Here is an 18,486-nt window from a genome sequence, read left to right as displayed (position 1 = left end):
CCCGCGAGCGCATGCTCGCGGGGCCTTCCCGTGTCCCGGTTCGGCTCGGTTCAGCCGAACTTTCTGGCTGCCCGGCGCAGGTCGTACTCGTGGAGGATGGCCTTGGCCTGGCCGTACGAGAGCTCATACGCCCCGCGCAGCCAGCTGATCTTCTCTTCGAACCGGACGAGGGAGGGGCCCTCGTCGACGGCCCGGAGCCAGTCGGACAGATCACGACCGGTGCTCTGCGGAATGCGGTCGATCATGTTGCGGTGGGTCTGCTCGGAGAACTCTACGGACATGGGCGCCTCCGGGGGTATCGCCGTCGTGCTGTTCCCTTCACGCCACCGTGCCGCAGTGTTCGCCCGTTGGCAATGGTGCCGCGACGGCGCGTAAGGTCGGCCGAGTGCTTGATACTTCGCCCCTGGACGCCGTTGTGGAACGTTTCGCCGACCGCTTGAGGGCCGCGCCGCAGAGCCGGCTCCAGCAGGGTGCGGCAGCCGAAGGACTGGCGCTGGCGAGGGAACTCTCCGCCCGGGCCCAGCGGCTGGAGGGCGTACCGGAGCCGCGCGAGATGCCCGATGCGGGACTCTTCGCGGTGGGGGACCAGCTGGCGGTGGCCGGCCGGGATTTGGCCGAAGCACTGCGCCACCTGCCGCCGGACAGCCCGGACACGACGACGGCCCCGTCCGTGGAACAGGACGAGGCCGTGCGGCTGGTGGAGCAGGCGGAGCTCAGAGCGATGCGATGACGCGGTCCGCGAGGATGTAGACGTTGTTCTCCGGGTCCTCGGCGTCCCCGCAGGAGAAGGTCAGGGCGTACGCGCCGGAGATCCCGGAACCGCCCAGCAGGACCGGCGCGGTGCCGGACCGGAGCGCCTCGGCGAGCCGCTCGGCGGTCTCCCGGTGCCCCGGGGTCATGCAGAGCGTGGTGCCGTCCGTGAAGACGTACACGTCCAGGGTGCCCAGCGGGCCCGGGCGGACGTCCGCGAGGGCCGTACGGGCCTCGGCGAGCTCCTCCAGGCGGCTGACCGTGCGCTCGTGGTCGGCGCCCGGGTTGGGCTGCACCGGTACGAAGTCGGGGTGCGAGGGGTGCCGACGGCGGGCGGCGGCCAGCTCGGCGGAGTCCGCGGCGTACTCGGGGTACTCGTCCTCGTAAGCGGAGTCCTCGGCCGGACGCGGGTCCAGGCCCACCATGTCCGCCTGCCGGGGCAGGAAGACCGGGTTGTCCTCGCCCAGCCCGGGCAGGCCGCCCAGCAGGGAGGGCGCGTCGGCGGCGTCCCTGGCCTCCTGCGCGGCCCAGAAGGCCCGCGCCTCGGCCAGCTCGCGCTCGCGCTCCTCGGCCAGGGCCTCGGCCACAGCGGCCCGTATCTCGGCGGCAGGGGTTTCGGCGGCGCTGCGGGCGTGCGGGACGCCGGCCACACCACGCGTGTGGACCGAGCTCGCGAGCTCCCCGCGCAGGGCCGTGACCTGCTTGCGGAGGCCGTGGACGGCGTGCAGCGCAGCAGCGCCCACGGCCGTGGCAGCGGCCGTGGTCAGCAGCAGGGCAAGAGACATGGCGCTCACTGACTAACTCCCGAAGTGATTCGATCCCCCGACTTCCTACATCAGCTTGTCCCGACCTGGGAATGGCGTGCAGTGCATTACGTCACGAACTGGACAGGGCTTTCGTCACTCCGGACACCCCCATATACCGGTTGACCTGGGCAAATGCCGAACCCCCAGGATAAAGGTCACATCCTGGGGGAGATTCGGTCACAGGTAGGCCGCGGCGGGATTAGATCTGGCGTCAGCAGAGGCGGAACGATCTCCCAGGCCCCTTGGGGGGCCTGGGACGTGTCCACCATCCGACCACCAAACCACTCAGGTTCAGCTGATCAGCCCCTCTAGTTCAGCCGCTCGATCTTTTGGTCGCGCTGAGCTTCGCCACCGCTGCGGGCAGGTGCCGCCCCCTCGTGCCTCGGGGGCGACCCCTACCCTCCGCTCCGGCTCAGCTCAGCCGCTCGATCTTTTGGTCGCGCTGAGCTTCGCCACCGCTGCGGGCAGGTGCCGCCCCCTCGTGCCTCGGGGGCGACCCCTACCCTCCGCTCCGGCTCAGCTCAGCCGCTCGATCACCATGGCCATGCCCTGGCCGCCGCCGACGCACATCGTCTCGAGGCCGAACTGCTTGTCGTGGAACTGGAGGCCGTTGATCAGCGTGCCGGTGATCCGCGCGCCGGTCATCCCGAACGGGTGACCGACGGCGATGGCCCCGCCGTTGACGTTCAGCTTGTCCAGCGGGATCTCCAGGTCCCGGTAGGACGGGATGACCTGGGCCGCGAACGCCTCGTTGATCTCGAACAGGTCGATGTCGCCGACGGTCAGGCCGGCCCGCTTCAGCGCCTGCTTGCTCGCCTCGACCGGGCCCAGGCCCATGATCTCGGGGGACAGGCCGGTCACGCCGGTGGAGACGATCCGGGCCAGCGGGGTCAGGCCCAGCTCCCGCGCCTTGGTGTCGCTCATGATGACCAGCGCCGCGGCGCCGTCGTTCAGCGGGCAGCAGTTGCCGGCCGTGACCAGGCCGTCGGGACGGAAGACCGGCTTGAGGCCCTCCACGCCCTCCAGCGTGACCCCGGCGCGCGGGCCGTCGTCCTTGGAGACCACCGTGCCGTCCGGCGTGGTGACCGGGGTGATCTCCCGCTCCCAGAAGCCGTTCTTGATCGCCTGCTCGGCCAGGTTCTGCGAGCGCACGCCGAACTCGTCCATGTCCCGGCGGGTCACGCCCTTGAGCCGGGCCAGGTTCTCCGCGGTCTGCCCCATCGCCATGTACGCGTCCGGCACCAGGCCGTCCTCGCGCGGGTCGTGCCAGCTCGAACCGGTCGACTCGGCGACGGCCGCCGTGCGCGCCTCGGCCTCGGCGAACACCGGGTTGTGGGTGTCGGGCCAGGAGTCCGAGTTGCCCTTCGTGAACCGCGACACCATCTCGACGCCGGCCGAGATGAAGACGTCGCCCTCGCCCGCCTTGATGGCGTGCAGCGCCATCCGGGAGGTCTGCAGCGAGGAGGAGCAGTAGCGGGTGATGGTGGTGCCCGGCAGGAAGTCCATGCCCATCTGCACGGCCACGATGCGGCCCAGGTTGTTGCCCTGCTCACCACCGGGCAGACCGCAGCCCAGCATCAGGTCGTCGATCTCGCGCGGGTCCAGCTCGGGGACCTTCGCGAGCGCGGCCTGGATGATCGTGGCGGTCAGGTCGTCCGGCCGGATGTCCTTGAGGGACCCCTTGAAGGCACGCCCGATGGGCGAGCGGGCGGTGGAAACGATGACGGCTTCGGGCATCGGGGCTCCAAGAGGTTGCGGCTGTGCGGACCGCAAGCGAAGTTACCGCCCCGTACGGTCCAGGTCACCGCCTCGGCGATGTGATGCGGACCCCTTTTTCCCGCCCCCCGGCCACCTGACTGTGCTGCCCGGCCCCCCGCCCCCCGAAACCCGTCACACCACCCCTCGCCGGTCGCATGAAACCCCGATCTCGGCCCAGACCGCCTTTCCGATCCCATGGGCCCGTGGGCATTGCCCCCACCGCACGGCGAGGGCGGCCACCACAGCCAGCCCGCGCCCCCGCTCGTCCTCCTCCGTCGCCGCCAGGGGTGCAACCGGCGTGGCCGGCCCGGCGTCCGCCACCTCCACCCGCACCACCTCGCCGTAGCGCGCGATGCGTACGCCGAAGTCCCGCCCGCGCGGGGCCCGCGCATGCCGTACGGCGTTCGTGGCGAGCTCGGAAAGCAGCAGTTCGGCGGTCTGCGCGGCTTCTCCGCCGACCTCCCATTCGGCCAGTTGCCGGCGGAGCAGGCTGCGGGCCCGTCCCGGGCTGCGGAGGCTGCGCGGCAGGATCCAGACCGCTTCTGCGATGTGTGTCATCGTCACGAGCGCCACCTCTCTAGAGATGTAGGAATTGAAGCGGCTGCGCGCCCTGTCGGTCAAGAGATCTCTAGAGATGTTCGGTCGTCGATTGCCGTTGCGCGAGCGGTTCCGTGATGCGTGCCTAGGATGTCTAGAGATGATCAGGAGGACGCATGCCGAGTGATGGCGCCGCACGGCAGCCGAAGTACCAACGGATCGCAGCCGAGCTGAAGGCGGCGATCCAGGCGGGCCAGTACGGTCCCGGAGATCGCCTTCCAGGCGAGAACGACCTCATGGGCACGTACGGCGTCGCCCGCATGACCGCGCGGCAGGCGCTGGGGGTACTGCAGGCCGAGGGGATCGCCGAGGCGCGCAAGGGCGTCGGCGTGTTCGTGCGGGAGTTCCGGCTCATCCGGCGGCGCGGAATCCAGCGGCTGGCCGTTGACCGCTGGGGTGCCGGTCTCTCGATCTGGGCCGCCGACAGCGAAAACCGTGATCCGGTGGTCGAGTTCCTGTCCGTCACCGAAGAGGCGGCGGCACCCGAGGTCGCCGCGGTTCTCGGGCTGGCCGACGGTGCCCTGGCCTGCGTACGCCGTCGCCGCTTCGTCCTCGACGGCAAGCCCGTGCTCCTCGCCACCTCGTCGCTCGACGCGGAGCTGGTGGCCGGCACTCCCATCGCCATGCCCGACTCAGGCCCCGGCGGCATTTACGCGCGCCTTGCCGACCTGGGGCACGGCCCCGTCCGGTTCCGTGAGGAGATCCGCTCGCGGATGCCGGACCCGGCAGAGGCGGAACAGCTCGGCCTGGCCGCCGGGACGCCGGTGGTGCTGGTCTGCCGTACTGCCTTCGCCGACGGTGGGCGGGTGGTCGAGGTGAACGAGATGGTGCTCGACGCCTCCGCGTACGTCCTGGAGTACGAGTTCGACGCGTAGGGCCCGGATCCGGCGGTTACCCTCATGCGCCAGCTCCCGGCGGCGCCTCTCCTCGGGTTCTCGTGAGGGCCACGATCCACCCACGTAGATGTCAGCGGCCGGTCACCACCAGGGCCGTTCCCTCCCAAGCTCTCGCTTCTTCGTCTTGGCCTCCCGCGCCTGGCGGTCTGCTACTGCGCGCGGGCAGTCCACTCGCCTGGTGCGAATGACACTGACCGCTGCCAACGACTGCCAGCCTCGTGCACGGGCCCCGCCCTAAGCACTCACACGCACTCCCGCCGCGTCTCGCCAGACATGCCGGCTGAGATGGCCGCACAGAAGCGCGGCGGCGCACCATCTCCGAAGGTCTATGTGCGTCAGCCATGCGGGCTCGGGCCCCAGATGCCCCTCATCAGCCCCAGAGACACACTTGGACCCTGCCACCAGCGCCGCTTGCCGATCCGGAACGATGCGACCTTCGGATCGCAGTGATTGTAAATTCCTGTCAACATCGAACGAAATTCATCAATTCTGCACGAGGTTCACTCATTGACTGATGCCGCCCTGCTCGAATCTGAGAGCCTAGGAGGAGAAGGCCGCCCGCGAAAGGATCGCAGATCGAGCATGATTGATCTTCCCGCCCTGCCCACCGGACCGAAATACATGCACATCACTCCGGAGATGGCGGATCTATGGCTCAAGCACTGCAATCCAGCCAGTAACAGGGTCATGTCGGATACCGTCTACGAGCGATACGCGAAGGCCATGTCGGACGGTGCATGGCGAACGACACACCAGGGGCTGGCATTCGATACGAGCGGGATGCTGCTTGACGGTCAGCATCGCCTAATGGGGATTAAGCTCTCCGGTGTCACGGTAGAAATGCTCGTGATTCCATCGTGCGATGCCGAAACCTTCGATGTCCTTGACTGCGGTCACCGCCGGCAGGCGGCGCAGCTCCTTAAGATTCCACACCGGACAGTGGTAGCCGCAGCAGCTCGCATCATCGGACAGATGTACAAAATGTGGGATCCGGTCACCCTTTTTGATGGTTTCTACGACACTAGGGCTACGACATCGGACATCTTGCGGGCAGTAGCAGCCTGGCCTGAGCTGACTGCGTTGGCTCCCATCGCTGCCGCTACATATCGAGCGTCGGGTATCAATCAGCCGACGCATCTGGTAGTCCTTGCCCAAGCGGCGCGGACTGACCATGCTGGAAAGATCGAAGACTGGGCTAACGGCCTCATCTCCGGCGCAAATATGGACTCAAAAGATCCACGATTGGTCCTCCGTAATCGATTCTTCCGAGATCGCGTGCTCCTTGGTACGAGCGGAGGGCGGCGAACTTCATACAACCTCATCGCCAAGGCCTGGAATAGCTGGGCTCAGGGAAAACTCCTAGGAACTCTAAAGTCCCTGGACGGTGAGGGTGTGATTCCTGTGATCGGTACGGACAAATTCCGACCGTGAGCTCGCCCCGGCGCACATGCCAGGATTCGCCGGGCCGCCAGTGCAGCATCCTTGATGACAGCTCCTCACCGAGCCACGAGCCGGACAGAAGTCGCAGTGCAGGCCCCCGTCACCCCGGAGTCGGAGCGCCCTGCGGGAGGTATGGGTCTGTGACGGTTGGCTAATGGATCAGGGTGCGTGTGTGCGGGTGGCTGCTGATGCAGCGGTGCTTACCGGGACTTGATGACGTGAGCCAGAGTTCCACGCAAGCGGCCGGGCGGGAGGGGTCAGCGGGCCGGGGATTGCGCAGTTGTTTCCGTACTCGCACCCGGGCCCGTGCCCAGGCCCGCTTCGGGGGCTGCCTCCGGTTCCGGGAGCCGGCGCCGGCGGCGGTGTTTGAGGAGGGCCCAGGGTGCGCGGGCCGTGGCGGTCGTGGTGCCCGTGACCTCCGTGCCCGCCTGCCCCGCCGCCGCGGACGCTGCCTTGGCCACCGGCAGCAGGTCCTCGTCCCGCGAGACGTCCAGCCGGTCCGCCTCGGGCCAGAGCCCGAGCGCCGCACACAGGGTGGGCAGCACCGCCATCGCCGCGGTCGCGTACCCCTCCGCCGAGGGGTGGTAGGAGTCCGGCCCGAACATCTCCCGCGGGTTCGCCGCGAACTCGGGGCCCAGCAGGTCTCCCATGGACACCGTACGGCCGCCCTGCGCGATCACTCCGATGGTCTGGGCAGCCGCCAGCTGTCTGGACACCCGGCGGGCCAGCCACCGCAGCGGCTGGTACACCGGCTCGATGGTGCCCAGGTCCGGACAGGTGCCGACGACGACCTCCGAGCCGGCCAGCCGCAGCCGGCGGACCGCCGAGGTGAGCAGCCGCACCGACTGGGTCGGCGGCATCCGCCGGGTCACGTCATTGGCACCGATCATGATCACCGACACGTCGGGCGGCGGCCCGTCCCCGTCCAGCAGCAGCGAGACCTGACGGTCCAGGTCGTCGGACATCGCCCCGGACAGCGCCACGTTGCGCAGCTCCACCGGCCGCTCCGCCACCGCCGCCAGCCCGGACGCCATCAGGGCCGCCGGTGTCTGCCGGGCCCGCCGGACCCCCAGTCCGGCCGCCGTCGAGTCGCCGAGCATGGCCAGCCGCAGCGGCCCGGGGCTCAGCTCCGGACCGCCGAATTCCGAGCCGTACAGCCCGTCTGCCCTGGGCGGATCGCCCTGGCCCGACCCCACGGTCCGCTTCGCCAGCTGGACCTCCGCCAGGAACACGCCGACCGCCGCGGCCCCGAGCAGGCCCAGCCCGCCCCCGCCGTACGCCGCCCCCGCCGCGATCCGGCGGGCCGTCCTCGCTCTGGACACCCTTCGAGCCACCTCCTCGTCGCTGCCGGACGGGTGCCGGACTGCCTGTCCCGTTCCTGCCCGTTGACGACGCTCGGCCAATCCCTTTCGGCTTACTCTGGCGGCACCTCCCGGAGAACCCGTGGAGTCCCGTCCTTGGAGAACATGGTGCAATTCCACGACTCGATGATCAGCCTCGTCGGCAACACCCCGCTGGTGAAGCTCAACCGTGTGACCGAAGGCCTGCAGGCCACCGTCCTGGCCAAGGTCGAGTACTTCAATCCGGGCGGATCCGTGAAGGACCGGATCGCCGTACGGATGATCGAGGCCGCCGAGCAGAGCGGAGCCCTCAAGCCCGGTGGCACCATCGTGGAGCCCACGAGCGGCAACACGGGTGTAGGACTCGCCATCGTGGCCCAGCAGAAGGGCTACAAGTGCATCTTCGTATGTCCGGACAAGGTTTCACTCGACAAGATCAATGTGCTGCGGGCGTACGGCGCCGATGTGGTGGTCTGCCCGACCGCCGTCGACCCCGAGCACCCGGACTCGTACTACAACGTGTCCGACCGGCTGGTCCGTGAGACGCCCGGCGCCTGGAAGCCCGACCAGTACAGCAACCCGAACAACCCCCGTTCGCACTACGAGACCACCGGTCCGGAGCTCTGGGAGCAGACGGACGGGAAGATCACCCACTTTGTGGCGGGCGTCGGCACCGGCGGCACCATCTCCGGCACCGGCAACTACCTGAAGGAGGTCAGCGGCGGCAAGGTCAAGGTCATCGGCGCCGACCCGGAGGGCTCGGTCTACTCCGGCGGCTCGGGCCGCCCGTACCTGGTCGAGGGCGTCGGCGAGGACTTCTGGCCGACCGCCTACGACCCGAACGTCACCGACGAGATCATCGCGGTGTCCGACAAGGACTCCTTCCAGATGACCCGCCGGCTGGCGAAGGAGGAGGGCCTGCTGGTCGGCGGCTCCTGCGGCATGGCCGTGGTCGCCGCCCTGCGCGCGGCGGAGGGCCTCGGCCCCGACGACGTGGTCGTCGTGCTGCTGCCGGACAGCGGTCGCGGCTACCTGAGCAAGATCTTCAGCGACGAGTGGATGGCCGGCCACGGCTTCCTGGAGGAGGCGGGCCCGGCGGCGCGCATCGGCGAGGTCCTCGCCGACAAGCAGGGCACCCTGCCCTCGCTGGTGCACATGCACCCGGAGGAGACGGTCGGCCAGGCGATCGAGGTGCTGCGGGAGTACGGCGTCTCGCAGATGCCGATCGTCAAGCCGGGCGCCGGCCACCCGGACGTCATGGCCGCGGAGGTCATCGGCTCGGTGGTGGAGCGCGAGCTGCTGGACGCGCTGTTCACGCAGCGGGCGGCGCTGTCCGACCCGCTGGAGAAGCACATGAGCGCGCCGCTGCCGCAGGTCGGCTCCGGCGAGCCGGTGGGCGACCTGATGAAGGTGCTCGGGGACGCGGACGCGGCCATCGTCCTGGTCGAGGGCAAGCCCACCGGTGTGGTGAGCCGCCAGGACCTGCTGGCCTTCCTGGCCCGCGGCGCGAAGTAACACCCCGGGCGCGGGGCCGGGGTGGCTCGGGCCCGCGCCGGCCCGGGTCCGGCTGGCTCCGTGCCGCCGGGGAATCGGCACGGGACCGACATGTGGCGGCAGCACCCGCTTAACACGGCTCCGGCACAGTGGTGGATGTCGGCAGGCCCCCGGAACGACGGGGGCGGGCCGGCGCCACCGAACGGCGTTGTGCACCTCCGGAGCGGCTCCCGGACCGCGCGCGCCACGGACGCGGACAACCGGCCCTGACCCGGCCCGTGTCCTCAGCGGGGACCGCCGTCGTCCCGCCCCCCGGGCCCCGGCCCGGGGGTGCGGCGGTCCCCGCTGTTTCTCCTGGGCTCAGGGGGAGTCCGCGGCGGGCGTACGGCGCCGCCGGAACCGGCCCGGCCTGGCCGTGTGGACGAAGTTCACGCCCACGATGCCCGCCCAGGACACCAGCAGCCCGTCCAGCCCGGCATGCGCCGCCCCGATCGCGGAGAGCGGGATCGCCAGGACCAGGGTGATGATGGCGAAGCCGAACCGTTCGGCGAAGTTCCCGTCGGCGGGAGCGGCCGGCGCGCGCCCACCGCGTTCGGCGGACAGGCGCTGTTCCGCCAGCCGCCGCCGCACCTGTGTGTCGACCTTCTCGACGAACGAGTCGACGAGTGCCGCCTCGTACTCCGGCCCCAGGTCCCGCCGGGCCTTGAGCGTGGCGTCGAGTTCCTTCTTCAGCTCTTGGGCGTGGGCTTCCATACCGGCACCCTAGGGACGCCCGCCCGGCTCCGCACTGGTGCTAGCCCCCCTCTCGCGTCCCTCTCGGGCCCCTCTCGGGTCCCGTCTCGCGGTCCGGTCGCGGCTTGCCGTCCTGCATAGCTGCATGCAGAGTGCAGGGTGAGTGAATAGGGTTGTGATGGAGGGTGGGACGGGATGAGCGACAGTCCGGCTGCGCGGCTGCAGAAGCTGTTCGAGGGGCACCGGCTGACGCCGACCCAGCGCCGGATCGCGCACTGCATGGTGCGGGGCGCCGCGGACGTGCCGTTCCTGTCGAGCGTGGAGCTCGCGGAGCTGGCCGGCGTCAGCCAGCCCTCGGTGACCCGGTTCGCCGTGGCGCTCGGGTTCGACGGGTACCCGGCCCTGCGCAAGTACCTGCGCGAGGTGGCGCCGGCGGAGCGGCCCGCGGCGGAGGCGGACGCCGAGTACAACGCGTACCAGCAGGCCGTACACGCCGAGATCGACAACCTGCGCCATCTCGCGGCCATGCTGGCCGACCCCGGGCCGGTGGAGGAGGCGGGCCGGCTGCTGGCCGGCTCGGTACCGCTGCCGGTGCTGGGGCTGCGCGCCGCTTCCTCGCAGGCGCGGGGGTTTGCGTACTTCGCGGGGAAGGTGCATCCGGACGTACGGCTGCTCGACGAGAGCGGCTCGATGCTGGCCGACCGGATCGACGCGGCGGTCGGGGCGGGGGCCTCGGCGCTGCTGTGCTTCGCGCTGCCGCGCCACCCGCGGGAGGTGCTGGAGGCGCTGGAGTACGCGCGGTCCGCCGGGCTGACGGTGGTCACCGTCGCGGACTCCGCGTTCGCGCCGGTGGCCGGGCTCTCCGATCTGCTGATCCCGGCCCCGGTGGGGACCGGGCTGGCCTTCGACACGGCGTGCGCGCCGATGCTGCTGGGGCGGGTGCTGCTGGAGGCGATGGCGGACGCCCTGCCGGATGCGCAGGCCCGCCTGGAGGCCTTCGACACGAAGGCCGCGGCCCGCGGCCTCTTCGTGGAGTGAGCCTCAGCGGTAGGTGAGCTCCGCCAGCTCGGTGGCCAGGCGCGTGCGCAGCGCCGGGATGCGGGCGAGAGCGGGGAGCAGGGTGTTGCGCACGGCGCGCAATGCCCTGTTCCGGGTGGTCGCGACCCGGGTCATCCGGTCGGTGAGCGCCACCACGCGCAGGGCGACGGGGCGGCGCGCGGCCTCGTAGCCGTCGAGGTCGCCGCGGGCCAGGGCGCGGCCCAGGGCGTAGCCGTCCTGGATGCCGGTGTTCATGCCCTGACCGCCGGCCGGACTGTGCACGTGGGCGGCGTCCCCGGCGAGCAGCAGGCGGCCCGCGCGGTAGCGGTCGGCGACGCGGTGGTGGACCCGGAAGCGGGAGGACCAGATCAGCTCACGGACGGCCGCCTGGCCCGGGACGCGCTCGTCCAGCAGGCGCCGGACGAAGGCGAGGTCCGGCTCGGCGGGGGCCTCGGCGACGGTGGCGACGATCCGGTAGCGGCCGGAGGCGCCGGCGGCGCTTCCGGGCAGCGGGGCGACCACCATGAGCCCGCCGGCGCCGAAGACGAGCGAGACCTCGCGCCGGCCCGGGGCCCAGTCCATGACCACGTCGGCGAGGACGAAGGACTCCCCGTACGCGCTGCCCTCGAAGCCGATGCCGGCTGCCGTGCGGACCGTGCTGTGCATCCCGTCGGCGCCCACGACGTGCGCGGCGCGCAGGGTCTCGCCGGTGGCGGTGGTGAGGGTGGCCCCGTCCGCGTCCCGGGTGACGCCGGTCACCTCGTACGGGCGGTGGACGTCGCCGCCGAGCGCCCGCAGGCGGCCCAGCAGGACGGCCTCGGTCTCGTACTGGGGGACCATCAGCGCGTACGGGTGGGCCGTGGGCAGGCGGTCGAAGTCGACGGCCGCGAGTGGGCGGGCGCCGTCGCGGATCCGGAAGCGGGAGACGGGGACGCCGCGGCCGACGAGGTCGGCGGTCAGCACGCCGCTCGGGTCGAGCTCGTCGAGGACCTCCAGGGTGCGGGCGTGCACGACGGCGGCGCGGGAGGTGTTGGCGCCCTCGGCCTGACGGTCGAGGAGCACGAAGTCGATGCCGGCCCCCGCCAGGGTCACGGCGAGGGCGAGGCCGGTGGGGCCGGCGCCGACGATGGCGACCTCGGTGCGGGCGGGGAGCGGGAGTGCGGCGGTGCTGGTCATCCTGACCTCCTCCGGCGTGCCAACGATTGTTGGCCAACGGCTGTTGACATCATGGTGCGCCTGCCTCGCAAGCATGTCAACGCTTGTTGGCATACGAATGTTGGCCTACGGTTGTTGACATGACGGAGCGACGCTCATCCGACCGGACCCGGGCCGTGATCCTGCGCGCCGCGCGCGAGCGGTTCGCCGCCCAGGGGTACGAACGCACGACCATCCGGGCGGTGGCCGCGGACGCGGAGATCGACCCGTCGATGGTCATGCGCTACTTCGGCAGCAAGGAGCAGCTCTTCGACGCCGCCCTGGCGGTGGACCTGCGCCTGCCCGACCTGGGCGTCCTGCCGGCCGGAGAGCTTCCCGCCGCCCTCGTGCGCCACTTCGTCGAGCGGTGGGAGGGCGATCCGGCCGACGACGCCCTGCTGGTGCTGCTGCGCTCGGCCGTCACCAACGAGCAGGCCGCGGAACGGATGCGCGAGGTGTTCGCGGCGCAGGTCGCCCCGGCGCTGGCGGCGGCCCTCGGCCCCGAGCGGGCGGCCCGCGCGGCCGGCCTGGTCTCCGCCCAGTTGCTGGGCCTGGCCCTGACCCGCTACCTGCTGCGGCTGCCCGCGGTCACCGCGCTGCGCCCGGACGACCTGGTCGCGGGCCTGGCCCCGGCGCTGGCGGCCACCCTGGCGGGCTGAGCCGGCTACAGCAGCGCGTCGCCGAAGGCGCCGCCCGCCTCCGCCACGATGTCCGCGGGGGACTGCGCGGGCCGGGCGAGGCTGAAGTGGACGCTGCCCCGCGGGGTCACGGTGAAGCCGTGGACCGCCGGGCGCGGCAGGCTGTTGTAGCCGTAGTGGGCCGTGAAGAAGTACGCGCCGGTGTCCGGTACGCCGATCAGGTCGCCGGGGGTGAGCAGCGGCAGCTCCCGGGCCGTGGCGAGCAGGTCCCCCGCGAAGCAGGCCGGCCCCGCGACGTCCTGGGCCACCGGAACGCCGGCCTTCGGGGCGCCCTTCGCGTCGTACGGCAGGATCCGTACCGGCCAGGCCGCCGGCGCGTAGGCGGTGCGGGTCGCCAGCTGGACGCCGGCGTGCGTGAGCGCGATCGCCCGGGAGCCGCTGCTCTTGGTGTACTCGACCCGCGCCAGTACCAGGCCGTGCTTGGCCAGCAGGGACCGGCCGAACTCGGTGACCAGGCCGTAACTGCCGTCGAAGAGCGCCGGGACCGCCTCGCGCAGGGCGGACACGTACCCGGCGTACGTGGGGGTCGCCTCGTCGGAGGCGAAGTTGACCGGCAGCCCGCCGCCGATGTCGAGGGTGTCGATCCGCCGCTGCCCGGCCGCCGCGTTGATCTCCTCGGCCAGTGCGTGCAGTTCCCGTACGCCCTGGGCGATCAGCTCCAGGGGGACGCCCTGGGAGCCCGAGTGGATGTGAAGCCGGGTCAGCCACGGCCGGTCCAGGAAGGCCCGTACGAGCCACTCGCGGGCCCCTGGATCGCGCAGGGCGACGCCGAACTTCGAGGTGGACGTCGCCGTGGACAGCGCGTCGATGGCGCCCGCGCCGGTCTGCGGGTTGATCCGCACCCCGATCGGGGACGCGGTGGGCGCCTCGGCGACGAGGGCGTCGAGGCGCTCCAGCTCCTGGCGGTTGTCGGCGTTGACCGCGATGCCCAGCGTCAGCGCCTCGCGCAGTTCGGCGGTCGTCTTGGCGGGGGAGTCCAGGACGGTCCGGGTCGCGGGAACCCCGGCCGCGCGGGCCAGCGCCAGCTCGCCGGGGCTCGCGACCTCGCAGCCGATCCCGGTGTCCGCGAGCAGCCGCAGTACCGGGACGAGCGGAGCGGCCTTCACGGCGAAGGCGTGCAGGACGGGCGTGCCGGGCGCCAGGGCGCCGGTGAAGGCGGCGGTCAGGGCTGCCGCCGAGGCCCGGATCCCGTCGGTGTCCAGCAGGCAGACCAGGGGCTCCGAGGAGTCGGTCCCGCCCACCAGTCCCTGCTCGACGGCGGCCCGTACGACCAGATCCCGGCGCTCGGCGGCGCCCTCGCCCTGCGTGGTTGCGGCCATGTCCGCCATCCCATCATCCGGCGGGTCGGCCCGCAGCTGTTGACTGAATCTATTCAGGGGGCCAGGATGTGAATGGATTGACCAACATCGGAGGAGGCACCGCCATGTCAGGACCCCGCCCCGTACGTGCCGCGCGAGGTACCGAGCTCAGCGCCCTGGGATGGCAGCAGGAAGCCGCCCTGCGCATGCTCCAGAACAACCTCGACCCCGAGGTGGCCGAGCACCCCGACAAGCTGGTCGTCTACGGCGGCACCGGCAAGGCCGCCCGCGACTGGCGCTCCTTCGATGCGATGGTCCGCACCCTGCAGACCCTCAAGCAGGACGAGACGATGCTCGTCCAGTCCGGCCGCCCGGTCGGCGTGATGCAGACCCACGAGTGGGCCCCGCGTGTGCTGCTCGCCAACTCCAACCTCGTCGGCGACTGGGCCAACTGGGAGGAGTTCCGCCGCCTGGAGCAGCTGGGCCTGACCATGTACGGCCAGATGACCGCCGGTTCCTGGATCTACATCGGCACCCAGGGCATCCTCCAGGGCACCTACGAGACCTTCGCCGCCGTCGCCGCGAAGAAGTTCGGCGGCACCCTGGCCGGGACGATCACCCTCACCGCCGGCCTCGGCGGCATGGGCGGCGCCCAGCCCCTCGCGGTCACCATGAACGACGGCGTCGCGATCTGCATCGACGTGGACCCGCGCGCCATCGAGCGCCGGATCGAGCACCGCTACCTGGACGTGAAGGCCGACAACCTCGCCCACGCCCTCCAGCTGGCCGTCGAGGCCCGCGACGCCCGCAGGCCGCTCTCCATCGGCCTGCTCGGCAACGCCGCCGAACTGCTCCCGCAGATGCTCGCCGAGGGCGCGCCGATCGACATCGTGACGGACCAGACCTCCGCCCACGACCCGCTGTCCTACCTCCCCGTGGGCGTCGACTTCGACGACATGGCCACGTACGCCGCCAAGGACCCGGCCGGCTTCACCACCCGCGCCCGCGAGTCCATGGCCCGGCACGTCGAGGCCATGGTCGGCTTCATGGACGCCGGGGCCGAGGTCTTCGACTACGGCAACTCCATCCGCGGCGAGGCCCGGCTGGCCGGCTACGACCGCGCCTTCGCCTTCCCCGGCTTCGTCCCTGCCTACATCCGCCCGCTCTTCTGCGAGGGCAAGGGCCCCTTCCGCTGGGCCGCCCTGTCCGGCGAGGCCTCGGACATCCACAAGACCGACAAGGCGATCCTGGAGCTCTTCCCGGAGAACGAGTCGCTGCACCGCTGGATCAAGATGGCCGGCGAGCGGGTCCACTTCCAGGGCCTGCCCGCCCGGATCTGCTGGCTCGGCTACGGCGAGCGCGACAAGGCCGGCGAGCGCTTCAACGACATGGTGGCCGACGGCACCCTGGCCGCGCCCCTCGCCATCGGCCGCGACCACCTGGACTGCGGCTCGGTGGCCTCCCCGTACCGCGAGACCGAGGCCATGCTCGACGGCTCCGACGCCATTGCCGACTGGCCGCTGCTCAACGCCATGGTCAACGTCGCCTCCGGCGCCTCCTGGGTGTCCCTGCACCACGGCGGCGGCGTCGGCATGGGCCGCTCCATCCACGCCGGCCAGGTCACCGTCGCCGACGGCACCCCGCTGGCCGGCGAGAAGATCCGCCGCGTGCTCACCAACGACCCCGGCATGGGCGTCATCCGGCACGTGGACGCCGGCTACGACATCGCCGAGTCGGTCGCCGACGCCAAGGGCGTCCGCGTCCCGATGCGCGAGGGTGACTCCGCGTGACCGAGCGAACCGGGGGCTCCGCCCGAACCGGGGGCTCCGCCGCCGACCCCGCCGACCCCGCCGGCAACGGCGGAACGGCAGGGCGGGGCGGAAGCAGCTTCCACAGCATGTGGAGCGAGCTCGCCCCCCTCGGCCGCGACAGCGGCACCCGCGGCTACCGCCGCTACGCCTGGACCGGGGCCGACACCGAGTGCCGGGCCTGGTTCCGGGCGCAGGCCGAGGCGCGCGGGCTGACGTACGAGACCGACCGGAACGGCAATCAGTGGGCCTGGCTCGGCGACCCGCTCGCCGGGGACGCCGTCGTCACCGGCTCGCACCTGGACTCCGTCCCGGACGGCGGCGCCTTCGACGGGCCGCTCGGAGTGGTGTCCTCCTTCGCGGCCCTGGATGAACTCCGCGACCGGGGTGTGGAGTTCACCAGGCCGCTGGCCATCACCAACTTCGGTGACGAGGAAGGCGCCCGGTTCGGTCTCGCCTGCGTCGGCTCCCGGCTCACCGCCGGCCGGCTGACCAGGGAGCAGGCGTACGAACTGCGCGACGCGGACGGCATCAGCCTGCCCCGGGCGATGGAACAGGCCGGCTACGACCCCGACGCGATCGGCGCCGACCCCGAACGGCTCGCCCGGATCGGCGCGTTCGTCGAGCTCCACGTCGAACAGGGCCGCGCGCTCGACCTGTCCGGCGACCGGGTCGGCATCGCCTCCGCGATCTGGCCGCACGGCCGCTGGCGGTTCGACTTCCACGGCGAGGCCAACCACGCCGGCACCACCCGCCTGGTGGACCGCCGCGACCCGATGCTCACGTACGCGGAGACCGTGCTGGCCGCCCGCCGGGAGGCGGCCCTCGCCGGGGCCGTCGCCACCTTCGGCAAGGTGGCCGTGGAGCCCAACGGGGTCAACGCCATCCCCTCCCTGGTGCGCGGCTGGCTCGACTCCAGGGCCGCCGACCAGGCCACCCTCGACACGGTCGTGACGGCCGTCGAGAAGGCCGCCCGGGAGCGCGCCGAGCAGGACGGCATCGACCTGCGGATCGTCCGGGAGTCCTTCACCCCGGTGGTCGAGTTCGAGCACGCCCTGCGGGACGAGCTCAACCGGATCCTCGGCGGGAGCGTGCCCGTGCTCGGAACGGGTGCGGGACACGACGCCGGAATCCTCTCCGGATCGATCCCGACCGCGATGCTGTTCGTACGGAACCCGACCGGCGTCTCGCACTCACCGGCGGAGTTCGCCGCCGAGGACGACTGCGTGGCCGGCGTCCTCGCCCTCGCCGACGTACTGGAAGGTCTCGCGTGCAGGTGACGAAGACGTACTGGCTGGAGCACGCCTGGCTCGGCACCCACGTCGAGCCGGGCGTCGCCCTGGAGGTGTCCGGTGCGGACGGGCGGATCGCCGCCCTCCGCACCGGTGCCGAGGCCCCGCCCCCGGGCGCCGAGGTGCTGCGCGGCCTGACCCTCCCGGGCCTGGCCAACGCACACAGCCATGCCTTCCACCGGGCCCTGCGCGGCACCGTCCAGGTCGGCTCCGGGACCTTCTGGACCTGGCGCGAGGTCATGTACCGGGTCGCCCAGAACCTCACCCCGGACAGCTACTTCGCGCTCGCCCGGGCCGTGTACGCGGAGATGGCGCTGGCCGGCATCACCAACGTCGGCGAGTTCCACTACGTCCACCACGCGCCCGGCGGCACCCCGTACGCCGACCCGAACGCGATGGGCGAGGCGCTCATCGAGGCCGCGGCGGCGGCCGGCATCCGGATCACCCTGCTGGACACCGCGTACCTGTCGGCGGGCTTCGGTGAGGCCCCCAACCCCCACCAGCTCCGCTTCTCCGACGGCACGGCGGACGCCTGGGCGGAGCGGGTGTCGAAGCTGGCGGGCCGGGACCACGCGCTGATCGGCGCGGCGATCCACTCCGTACGGGCGGTACCGGCCGGCCAGCTGGCCACCGTGGCGCGCTGGGCGGAGGAGCGGCGGGCGCCGCTGCACGTCCACCTGTCGGAGCAGACGGCCGAGAACGAGGCCTGCCAGGCCGCGCACGGCCGGACCCCGACGCAGCTGCTGGCCGACCACGGGGTGCTCGGCCCGCGCACCACGGGCGTCCACAACACCCATCTGACGGACGCCGACATCGCGTTGCTGGGCGGCACCACCACGGGCACCTGTATGTGCCCCACCACGGAACGCGACCTCGCCGACGGCATCGGCCCGGCCGTCCGCCTCCAGCGGGCGGGCTCGCCCCTGTCGCTGGGCAGCGACAGCCATGCGGTGATCGACCTGCTGGAGGAGGCCCGCGCGATGGAGCTCAACGAGCGCCTGGCCAGCCGCACCCGCGGCCACTGGACGGCGAACGCGTTGCTGACCGCGGCCACGGCCGACGGCCATGCCGCGCTGGGGCTGCCGGACGCGGGCCGCCTGGAGGCGGGGGCGCTCGCCGACTTCACCACCATCACCCTGGGCTCGGTCCGCACGGCGGGCCCACTGCCCCGCCTCGGCGCCGAGACGGCGGTCTTCGCGGCGACGGCGGCGGACGTCCGCCACACGGTGGTGGGCGGCCGGCACGTGGTGCGCGACGGCGCCCACACCCTGGTCCCCGACGTTCCGTCGGCACTGGCCGAATCGATCGCGGCCGTCCGCGGCTGACGCAACCCCCGACCACCGCG

17 protein-coding genes are annotated in these 18,486 nt (G+C 71.9%); 9 read left to right on the top strand and 8 right to left on the bottom strand.

Annotated features, from left to right (window positions below; genetic code table 11):
* Window positions 1-50: 50 nt before the first annotated feature.
* On the bottom strand, window positions 51-281 hold the full coding sequence (locus DEJ50_RS12945; RefSeq protein WP_150208044.1) for a DUF4287 domain-containing protein: 231 nt from the start codon (window positions 279-281) through the stop codon (window positions 51-53).
* Window positions 282-385: 104 nt separating this feature from the next.
* On the opposite strand from DEJ50_RS12945, the gene DEJ50_RS12940 reads away from it, so the two are divergent.
* Window positions 386-730, top strand: a complete 345-nt coding sequence (locus DEJ50_RS12940) for a hypothetical protein (RefSeq protein WP_150208042.1) — start codon at window positions 386-388, stop codon at window positions 728-730.
* Here the strand turns inward: DEJ50_RS12940 and DEJ50_RS12935 are convergent.
* The 3 genes from DEJ50_RS12935 to DEJ50_RS12925 form a co-directional block, all read right to left on the bottom strand.
* Window positions 714-1,535, bottom strand: coding sequence for a hypothetical protein (locus tag DEJ50_RS12935; RefSeq protein ID WP_190344942.1), 822 nt, complete (start codon window positions 1,533-1,535; stop codon window positions 714-716). The two genes, DEJ50_RS12940 and DEJ50_RS12935, sit on opposite strands and share 17 nt — an antisense overlap.
* A gap of 537 nt (window positions 1,536-2,072) precedes the next feature.
* Window positions 2,073-3,293 carry an acetyl-CoA C-acetyltransferase gene (locus DEJ50_RS12930; RefSeq protein ID WP_150208038.1) on the bottom strand — a complete coding sequence of 407 codons (1,221 nt, stop codon included), beginning with the start codon at window positions 3,291-3,293 and terminating at the stop codon, window positions 2,073-2,075.
* 153 nt (window positions 3,294-3,446) lie between these two features.
* Complete coding sequence (locus DEJ50_RS12925; protein WP_150212095.1) at window positions 3,447-3,872, bottom strand: ATP-binding protein; 426 nt, start codon at window positions 3,870-3,872, stop codon at window positions 3,447-3,449.
* Window positions 3,873-4,027: 155 nt separating this feature from the next.
* Here DEJ50_RS12925 and DEJ50_RS12920 point away from each other — a divergent pair, with 155 nt between their 5' ends.
* Together DEJ50_RS12920 and DEJ50_RS12915 are read left to right on the top strand one after the other, a co-directional pair.
* A complete protein-coding gene (locus tag DEJ50_RS12920; protein WP_150208036.1) occupies window positions 4,028-4,786 on the top strand; it encodes a GntR family transcriptional regulator in 759 nt (252 codons plus the stop codon).
* Between the two features lie 603 nt (window positions 4,787-5,389).
* Window positions 5,390-6,238, top strand: a complete 849-nt coding sequence (locus tag DEJ50_RS12915; protein WP_150208034.1) for a hypothetical protein — start codon at window positions 5,390-5,392, stop codon at window positions 6,236-6,238.
* Window positions 6,239-6,504: 266 nt separating this feature from the next.
* Here DEJ50_RS12915 and DEJ50_RS12910 read toward each other — a convergent pair whose 3' ends face one another.
* Window positions 6,505-7,569, bottom strand: a complete 1,065-nt coding sequence (locus tag DEJ50_RS12910; RefSeq protein ID WP_223837731.1) for an SGNH/GDSL hydrolase family protein — start codon at window positions 7,567-7,569, stop codon at window positions 6,505-6,507.
* 147 nt (window positions 7,570-7,716) lie between these two features.
* Between DEJ50_RS12910 and DEJ50_RS12905 the strand changes: the two genes are divergently transcribed.
* The gene (locus DEJ50_RS12905) at window positions 7,717-9,102 is read left to right on the top strand and encodes a cystathionine beta-synthase (RefSeq protein ID WP_150212094.1); all 1,386 of its coding nucleotides are present in this window, start codon (window positions 7,717-7,719) and stop codon (window positions 9,100-9,102) included.
* A 339-nt stretch (window positions 9,103-9,441) separates the two neighbouring features.
* Here the strand turns inward: DEJ50_RS12905 and DEJ50_RS12900 are convergent, their stop codons facing one another.
* A complete protein-coding gene (locus DEJ50_RS12900; protein WP_150208031.1) occupies window positions 9,442-9,834 on the bottom strand; it encodes a hypothetical protein in 393 nt (130 codons plus the stop codon).
* 174 nt (window positions 9,835-10,008) lie between these two features.
* Between DEJ50_RS12900 and DEJ50_RS12895 the strand changes: the two genes are divergently transcribed.
* Window positions 10,009-10,851: a MurR/RpiR family transcriptional regulator gene (locus DEJ50_RS12895; RefSeq protein ID WP_150208029.1), complete on the top strand. Its 843-nt coding sequence runs from the start codon at window positions 10,009-10,011 to the stop codon at window positions 10,849-10,851.
* 3 nt (window positions 10,852-10,854) lie between these two features.
* Here DEJ50_RS12895 and DEJ50_RS12890 read toward each other — a convergent pair whose 3' ends face one another.
* A complete protein-coding gene (locus DEJ50_RS12890; RefSeq protein ID WP_150208027.1) occupies window positions 10,855-12,027 on the bottom strand; it encodes an FAD-dependent oxidoreductase in 1,173 nt (390 codons plus the stop codon).
* A 119-nt stretch (window positions 12,028-12,146) separates the two neighbouring features.
* Here DEJ50_RS12890 and DEJ50_RS12885 point away from each other — a divergent pair, with 119 nt between their 5' ends.
* Window positions 12,147-12,704: a TetR family transcriptional regulator gene (locus DEJ50_RS12885; RefSeq protein ID WP_150208025.1), complete on the top strand. Its 558-nt coding sequence runs from the start codon at window positions 12,147-12,149 to the stop codon at window positions 12,702-12,704.
* A gap of 5 nt (window positions 12,705-12,709) precedes the next feature.
* Here DEJ50_RS12885 and DEJ50_RS12880 read toward each other — a convergent pair whose 3' ends face one another.
* Window positions 12,710-14,062: a diaminopimelate decarboxylase gene (locus DEJ50_RS12880; RefSeq protein WP_150208023.1), complete on the bottom strand. Its 1,353-nt coding sequence runs from the start codon at window positions 14,060-14,062 to the stop codon at window positions 12,710-12,712.
* A gap of 104 nt (window positions 14,063-14,166) precedes the next feature.
* On the opposite strand from DEJ50_RS12880, the gene hutU reads away from it, so the two are divergent.
* The 3 genes from hutU to DEJ50_RS12865 all read left to right on the top strand — a co-directional run bounded on the left by hutU (window position 14,167) and on the right by DEJ50_RS12865 (window position 18,466).
* Complete coding sequence (hutU, locus tag DEJ50_RS12875) at window positions 14,167-15,831, top strand: urocanate hydratase (protein WP_150208021.1); 1,665 nt, start codon at window positions 14,167-14,169, stop codon at window positions 15,829-15,831.
* Window positions 15,832-15,938: 107 nt separating this feature from the next.
* Entirely contained in the window at window positions 15,939-17,129 is a 1,191-nt protein-coding gene (locus tag DEJ50_RS12870; RefSeq protein ID WP_190344940.1) for an allantoate amidohydrolase, read from the top strand.
* Window positions 17,126-18,466 carry a formimidoylglutamate deiminase gene (locus tag DEJ50_RS12865; protein WP_150208017.1) on the top strand — a complete coding sequence of 447 codons (1,341 nt, stop codon included), beginning with the start codon at window positions 17,126-17,128 and terminating at the stop codon, window positions 18,464-18,466. The genes DEJ50_RS12870 and DEJ50_RS12865 overlap by 4 nt, the downstream gene beginning before the upstream one ends.
* Window positions 18,467-18,486 lie beyond the last annotated feature (20 nt).

The sequence above is a fragment of the Streptomyces venezuelae genome, from assembly GCF_008642295.1.
GTDB classification, from domain to species: Bacteria; Actinomycetota; Actinomycetes; order Streptomycetales; family Streptomycetaceae; genus Streptomyces; species Streptomyces venezuelae_C.
This window is presented reverse-complemented; position numbering and strand designations above follow the sequence as displayed.